Raw genomic sequence first — 8,328 nt, forward strand, 5'->3', positions numbered from 1 at the left:
AGTTTCCGATAAATATCGGAATAATTAGCCCTATGGTCAATACTATTTTGGGCTCAATTTCTTGTGTTTAATGTTTTGATTTTATCAAGATATTATTCGATGTATAACTGTTTAATAATCATTGTAATGCTGAATAAAAGCATCAAATTTTTAATCGAGAACAAGCTAGTAGCCGTTCTACTACTTGCACTTTTTATTGCTTGGGGAGTCGTAAACGCCCCGTTTGAATGGAATACAGGCTCACTTCCTCGAGACCCTGTTGCCGTAGATGCCATACCAGATATTGGCGAAAACCAACAAATTGTATTTACTAAATGGGATGGTCGTTCCCCTCAAGATATTGAGGATCAAATTACTTATCCTCTAACCACATCGCTTCTTGGTATTCCAGGGGTTAAAACAATACGTAGTTCATCTATGTTCGGGTTTTCGAGCATTTATATCATTTTCGAAGAAGATATTGAATTTTATTGGAGCAGAAGCCGAATACTTGAAAAATTAAACTCATTACCAGCCGGACTTCTACCAGAAGGCGTTAATCCAGCTCTAGGTCCCGATGCCACAGGATTAGGGCAAATATATTGGTACACCCTTGAGGGACGTGATAAAGATGGTAATGTTACAGGTGGATGGGATTTACAAGAATTAAGAAGCATTCAAGACTTCTACGTGAAATATGCGTTGTCATCTGCGAGTGGCGTTTCAGAAGTGGCTTCCATCGGCGGATATGTTTTGGAATATCAAGTGGATGTTAATCCCGAATTAATGCGGCAATACAACATAGGCTTGAGTGAGGTTGTAAAAGCAGTAAAACAAAGCAACAAAGATGTTGGTGCACAAACGCTTGAAATCAACCAAGCTGAATACCTTATAAGAGGATTGGGTTATATTAAGAAACTATCTGATTTAGAAAACGCGGTAGTTACTTCAAAAGATTTTACATCCATCCGTATAAAGGATATTGCGAAAGTAACACACGGTCCTGCTACAAGAAGAGGCTTATTGGACAAGGAAGGAGCCGAGGTTGTTGGTGGTGTTGTAGTGGCTCGTTATGGGGCCAATCCTATGGAAGTCATCAACAATGTTAAAGAAAAAATAAACGAGTTAAGTTCTGGGCTTCCATCAAAAACATTAAGCGATGGGAGGACTTCGCAATTAACCATCGTACCCTTTTATGACAGAACAGAACTAATCCAAGAAACCTTGGGCACACTTGATGAAGCGCTAACTTTAGAGATATTGATAACCATTTTTGTGATTATCATAATGGTCTTCAATTTAAGGGCTTCCGTATTGATTTCCGGATTATTGCCTGTTGCGGTTTTGATGGTCTTTATTTCTATGAAACTGTTCAATGTAGATGCAAATATTGTCGCCTTATCTGGTATTGCAATTGCTATTGGAACTATGGTCGATGTGGGCGTTATCCTTTCGGAAAATGTCTTGCGGCATATTGATGAAAATGAAGAAAAGCTACCTATGAATACGGTAGTTTATAATGCGACTGCCGAAGTTTCTGGCGCCATCTTAACGGCAGTAATGACCACTATTATTAGTTTCATTCCTGTATTTACTATGATTGGTGCAGAAGGGAAATTGTTTAGGCCATTGGCATTTACAAAAACGGCAGCACTCACCGCATCTCTTATTGTTGCCCTATTTTTAATTCCACCATTTGCGGCCTATTTATTTAAAAAGAGAAATTTAAAAACTTCTTTTAGTTATATGCTAAATGGAGCATTGATTGTTTTTGGCGTTTTATCTTTAATTTTAGGCTATCCGCTTGGATTAATATTAGTTGCATTTGGCGTTGTTGGCTTCCTTTCACTAAAGGAAAAGATTACGTCAAAACGCGCCAACATCATCAATATATTTGTTTCGGCTTTTGCTATCATATTCCTATTGGCGGAATATTGGAGACCACTGGGAGTAGATAGAAGTATCCTTATAAACTTAATCTTCGTTGGTCTTATCTGTTTTGGTCTTTTGGGTGTATTTACACTTTTTAGAAATTATTATGTTCGAATTTTAAATTGGGCATTGCGCAATAAGCTGTTATTTCTTTCGATACCAACTGCCATTGTAATTTTTGGAGTGATGATTATGCGTAATACTGGTAAAGAGTTTATGCCTTCACTCAATGAGGGTTCATTCCTGTTAATGCCCACTTCAATGCCACACGCAGGTGTGGAGGAAAATAAACGCGTCCTACAGCAACTCGATATGGCCGTTGCGAGCATTCCAGAAATTGAAACCGTAGTCGGTAAATCTGGGCGTACAGAATCAGCATTAGACCCTGCACCGTTATCGATGTATGAGAATGTTATTCAATATAAATCTGAATATATTTTAAATGAAAATCGCAAAAGACAACGCTTTAAGGTAAACGAAGACGGCTTATTTGTTTTAAAGGATGGCAGTTTAGTAACCAACCCTAATAGCGAAATTGAAGTAGAAGATGATGACTATAAAGCCTCAAAAATTACAGACCCATTCTCTGTGACAAGTTCACAGCTCATTCCAGATGACGATGGAGAGTACTTTAGAAATTGGCGACCTGAAATTGAATCGCCAGACGATATTTGGAAAGAAATCGTAAGGGTTACAAAGCTTCCAGGTGTTACTTCAGCACCAAAGCTACAACCCATAGAAACACGCTTGGTGATGCTACAGACTGGTATGCGAGCACCTATGGGCATTAAGGTGAAAGGACAGGATTTAAAAGAAATTGAGGCGTTTGGGGTACAATTGGAAGATATCTTAAAACAAGCAGAGGGTGTAAAGGATGAAGCAGTTTTTGCCGACCGTATTGTGGGGAAGCCATACCTACTTATAGATATTGACAGAGAACGACTTGCGCGCTATGGCATAACCATAGAGCAAGTACAGCAAGTTATACAGGTTTCTGTTGGTGGTATGGTGCTTTCACAAACAGTAGAAGGTAGGGAGCGCTATGGTATTCGTGTACGCTACCCAAGGGAATTACGCGCAAATCCAAACGATTTAAAAGATATTTATGTGCCTGTAGAAAAAGGAAGTCCGGTTCCGTTAAGTGAGTTGGTCACTATTAGATATGAGAAAGGGCCACAGGTTATAAAGAGTGAAGACACTTTTTTAGTAGGCTATGTCCTTTTTGATAAATTAGATGGTTTCGCCGAAGTAGATGTGGTGGAAAATGCCCAAGCCCTTATTCAAGAAAAAATTGACAATGGCGAATTGACCGTTCCAAAGGGTATCAATTATCAATTTACGGGAACGTATGAAAATCAGTTACGAGCAGAAAAAACATTGAGCGTGGTAGTACCTCTGGCTTTGGCTATTATTTTTCTAATCCTATATTTCCAGTTCCGTTCTGTTGGAACGTCATTAATGGTCTTTACTGGAATTGCTGTCGCCTTTTCGGGAGGTTTTTTAATGATATGGTTCTACGGCCAAGATTGGTTCTTAAACTTCAGCTTTTTCGGAGAAAATTTACGAGACCTCTTTCAAATGCACACCATTAATTTAAGTGTCGCTGTATGGGTTGGTTTTATTGCTCTATTCGGTATTGCTACCGATGATGGCGTAGTAATGGCTACCTACCTTACGCAAACCTTTGACAAAAACAAACCTAAAGATAGAAAAAGCATTAGGGCATCCGTAGTTGAGGCAGGAGAAAAACGTATCCGTCCGTGTTTAATGACAACGGCGACAACTATTCTTGCTTTGTTGCCTGTATTAACATCAACAGGTCGAGGGAGTGATATAATGATTCCAATGGCTATTCCTTCTTTTGGTGGGATGTTAATTGCACTTATAACCCTATTTGTTGTGCCAGTTTTATTTAGCTGGAAAGAAGAATTTCAATTAAAACGAGCTACAAAATGAGATATATAATTTTAATAGCACTTGTTTTTTTCGCTTTCACGGAAGTAAATGCACAAGATTTAGCATCCTATATTCAGGAAGCTGAAAAGAACAATCCAGAAATCCAAGCTTTTGAATTGCGGTACAATATCGCCGAAGAAAAAGTAAATGAAGTTAACAGCTTACCAAATACTGAATTTAATTTTGGCGTTATGGCTATAGCTCCTGAAATGGATATGCCTATGGAGCAATTTAGTGCCTCTGTAATGCAAATGTTACCGTGGTTCGGGACCATTTCAGCAAGGGAAAATTATGCATCATCTATAGCAGAAGCGCAATATGTTGATATAGCAATTGCGAAAAGAAAACTTTCATTGTCAGTATCCCAGTCATATTATAAACTTTATGCCATACGTGCAAAACAGCTTATTCTGGATGAGAACATTGAACTTTTACAAACCTATGAACGCCTAGCATTAACTTCATTGGAAGTTGGTAAAGCATCAGCTGTTGATGTACTTCGCCTTCAAATAAGACAAAACGAATTAGTTCAACAAAAGGAAGTGCTAGAACAGGGTTTTCAGGCAGAACAGACGCTGTTCAATAACCTTTTGAATCGTGAAGAAAATATGTCGGTGGATGTTGTGGAAGAAATGATGATTCCGGACGTTGACCCTCTGGTTTTAAATGAGAACCTTCAAATAAACCCGGAACTTATTAAATATGATAAGTTATATGAATCTGTTGAGCAGTCAGAGCTGTTAAACCAAAAGGAAAGTGGTCCTATGGTAGGGTTTGGAGTGCAGTATATTAACCAAAAAAATAGTCCAATGATAACTAGCTCTTTTAAAGATATGGTTATGCCTATGCTTTCTATTTCTATTCCCATTTTTAATAATAAATATAAGTCTGTGACAAGACAAAATGAGTTGAAACAACTAGAAATAAAATTTCAAAAAGAGGATAGGTTGAATAAGTTAGAAACACTTTTGGCGCAAGGGCTTTATAATAGAAATGCGACAAGAATTAAGTTCAATGTACAAACCGATAATTTGAAACAGGCCATTGATGCCGAGGAAATTCTTATGAAAAACTACGAAACTGGAACTATAGATTTTAATGATGTGTTAGATGTACAGGAATTGCAGTTAAAGTTTCAAATCAATTTAATCGATTCCATTAAAGGGTATTTTACAGAATATGCTTTAATAAATTATTTAACAAGATAAAAAATTGAACTAGGCCAAATTGGTTTTTGAACACTAAAATAAAGAATTATGATTAGAAAGATAACAATACTATTTGTACTTCTCGTTTCATTTGAAAGTGTTGCACAAGTAGGAACCAACGGACAAGATAGAAAAGAAGAAGGACGACCTATTAAAGAGTATAACCTTACCATTGAAGAAAATAAAATGACGCTTGGTGGTGTTACTGCTAATGCAATGACTATCAATGGAGGTATCCCTGGGCCTGTTTTGGAATTTAATGAAGGAGACCTTGCTATAATCAACGTAACCAATAAAATGGATGAAGAAACTTCAGTGCATTGGCACGGATTGATACTTCCCAATTTTTACGACGGGGTTCCATATTTAACTACCCCACCGATTGAGCCAGGAACAACTTTCCAATACAGGATTCCAATCAACCAATCGGGAACATATTGGTACCATTCCCACACAATGCTACAAGAACAAAAAGGTGTTTATGGGTCTATTATCATTCATCCAAAAGAGAAAACCTTGGAATATGATAAAGATTTAGTCGTGGTATTATCAGATTGGACCAATGAAAAACCAATGAATGTATTACGAAACCTTAAAAGAGGTAACGAGTGGTATCAAGTTAAAAAAGGCACAGCAGTGCCATTAAGTAGGGTCATTTCAGAAGGTGCCTTTGGTGCTCAACTTAAATTTTGGAGAGACCGTATGGAAGGGGCTGATATTGCAGACATTTATTATCCCGCATTTTTGTCCAACGGTAAAAAACTGGCAGAGTTTCCAGAATTTACGGCTGGCGAAAAAGTAAGGCTTCGCTTCATTAACGCATCGGCTTCTACCTATTATTGGATGGACTTTGGCGGAGGTAACCCAATGTTGGTTTCCAGTGATGGTGTTGACGTGCAACCCGTTTCCAAAAGCAGATTTCTCTTTGGCATAGCCGAAACGAATGATGTAATTGTAACTATTCCAGAAGGAACTATTGAAATTACCGCAACCGCTCAAGATGGTTCAGGTCATACCTCTATACAGTTAGGTAATGGCACTCTTTACCCAGCCAAAAGAATTGATAGACCTGATAAGGTAGCGATGATGAAGCAAATGGCTAAAATGGATATGAAAATGGGAGCACCTGCAATGGTTGGAAACAAGAAGAAGAATACACCCGAAGTTTTAATGCAGAAGTACGGAATGAAGATGAATATGAAGGACGGCGAGATGAAAATGGGGAACGATAAGATGTCGATGAAAGATGGCAAAATGAATGACCAAATGGATATGAAGATCGATGATACAATGGGAATGAAAAAAGACTCGATGTCAATGAGCCATAATGGAGCATCAAATAAAATGGAAGGTCATATGCACAATATGCCAATGATGCAGAAGGATTCTACTTCTTTTGATTATGAGGAGCGAAAGACATACTTCAACTATGATTTTTTAGAGGCAAAAGAAAAAACTGAATTTAAGGCAGATTTACCAGTAAATGAAGTGTTGCTTAACCTAACAGGTAATATGAATCGCTATGTATGGAGTATGAATGGGGTTCCATTATCAGAAACCGATAAGATAAATATAAAAGGAGGCGAGGTAACCAGAATTACATTAAATAACCTGACTATGATGCACCATCCAATGCACTTGCACGGTCATTACTTCAGGGTCATTAATGAAAAAGGAGAACGTTCCCCATTAAAGCATACCGTGAACGTACCACCAATGCAGAAAGTTATTATTGAATTTTATAACGAAGAGTATGGCGATTGGTTTTTTCATTGCCACATATTGTACCATATGATGGGTGGTATGGCAAGAGTGTTTAGTTACGATACCCCAAGGGATGATAGAATGAAAGATTATCCAGTTCAGAAACTTATTGATGAGACAGACCATTATTATTCGTGGGGATTGGCTCGTGCAGGTTCAAATTTTAATGAACTCTTTTTAACGTCGAGCAATATCCGAAATGAATTTGGTTTGAGAACAGAGTTCGATTACGACCAAAATGTTGAAGCCGAAATAAGTTATAATAGGTATCTGAACGATTGGGTACGTGTTTATGCAGGAGTAAATACCGAAACGTCAACACCAGATTCTTACGATACATTTAATACCGTAGGATTGGTTGGTGTAAAGTATTTTACGCCTTATAGATTTAATGTAGATGTGAGTATGGACCATCAGCTACGCCCAAGAATACGTTTGGACAGAGAATTATTGATTTTTCCAAGAATTTTTTTGGAAGGCGAATACGAATACAGAGCAGATTTTGGATGGGTCAATGATTTAGAGAATAATAAATCATTTGAAAGCGAAACACAATGGTTGGTAGGGGTTGCATACATTCTTTCGCGCAATTTTTCAATCCAAGCTAACTACAATAACCGATATGGATTGGGTGGTGGACTATTAGCAAGATTTTAAACAACTAAAAATTAAAAAAAGATGAACTATTATTTTAATAAAACAATCAATGGAACCTTCGAAGAGGTCATAGAGAAAGTGACACAAGGATTAAAGGAAGAAGGTTTTGGAATCCTTACAGAAATTGATGTAACAGAAACACTAAAGAAAAAACTGGATATAGACTTTAAAAAGTATAGGATACTCGGAGCTTGTAATCCGCCCTATGCACATAAAGCTTTGCAAGCAGAAGATAAAATTGGAACGATGTTGCCCTGCAATGTCATAGTACAGGAAATCGAAGCAGGTATCATTGAAGTTGCGGCCGTAAACCCAATGGCTTCAATGCAAGCTGTAAAAAATGAAAAATTGAATGAGGTAGCCAGCGAAATAACTGCAATGTTGGAAAACGTCATTGAAAAATTATAAGACACTATAAAAAGGCAGTAATAATAATTAATAAACACAAACTTAAATTAAAACAAAATGAGCAAATTAAAATCAACATTAGGTATAGTTGCGATAGCATTCATAACCTTAACAGTAATGTCTTGTAAAGACAACAGCAAAGAACAAAATAGCACGGATGGAGACCATTCAGAAATGAACCACGATAACAGTGATGGTCATCACGACGGCGAAAAGAAGGAAATGGCAATGAGTGGCGATGGTAATTCACAAGCTGTATTAAAGGACTACTTTAATCTTAAAAATGCGTTGGTTGCAGATGATAATGCTAAAGCAAAAACACTTGGTGCAACTCTGGCAACAACTTTAGGGAATTTTGATGTTTCATCAAATTTTTCCGACACTCAAAAAGCCGAATTAAAAGAAATTATAGAAGATGCCGTAG

The 8,328-nt window shown here is 37.4% G+C and carries 5 protein-coding genes; all 5 read left to right on the forward strand.

Features of this window, described 5'->3' with window-relative positions:
* Positions 1 to 126 precede the first annotated feature (126 nt).
* On the forward strand, positions 127 to 3,867 hold the full coding sequence (locus I215_RS07465) for an efflux RND transporter permease subunit (protein ID WP_008991351.1): 3,741 nt from the start codon (positions 127 to 129) through the stop codon (positions 3,865 to 3,867).
* Positions 3,864 to 5,075 carry a TolC family protein gene (locus tag I215_RS07470; protein WP_008991352.1) on the forward strand — a complete coding sequence of 404 codons (1,212 nt, stop codon included), beginning with the start codon at positions 3,864 to 3,866 and terminating at the stop codon, positions 5,073 to 5,075. The genes I215_RS07465 and I215_RS07470 overlap by 4 nt, the downstream gene beginning before the upstream one ends.
* 48 nt (positions 5,076 to 5,123) lie before the next feature.
* Positions 5,124 to 7,496 (forward strand): multicopper oxidase domain-containing protein, encoded by a 2,373-nt coding sequence (locus tag I215_RS07475; protein ID WP_008991353.1) that lies wholly within the window; start codon positions 5,124 to 5,126, stop codon positions 7,494 to 7,496.
* A gap of 21 nt (positions 7,497 to 7,517) precedes the next feature.
* The gene (locus I215_RS07480) at positions 7,518 to 7,904 is read left to right on the forward strand and encodes a DUF302 domain-containing protein (RefSeq protein WP_008991354.1); all 387 of its coding nucleotides are present in this window, start codon (positions 7,518 to 7,520) and stop codon (positions 7,902 to 7,904) included.
* 57 nt (positions 7,905 to 7,961) lie between these two features.
* Positions 7,962 to 8,328, forward strand: a 367-nt coding sequence (locus I215_RS07485) for a DUF3347 domain-containing protein (RefSeq protein WP_008991355.1), incomplete at its 3' end; no start/stop codon positions are given.

Origin of the sequence: Galbibacter marinus (genome assembly GCF_000300875.1) — a bacterium.
GTDB lineage: Bacteria > Bacteroidota > Bacteroidia > Flavobacteriales > Flavobacteriaceae > Galbibacter > Galbibacter marinus.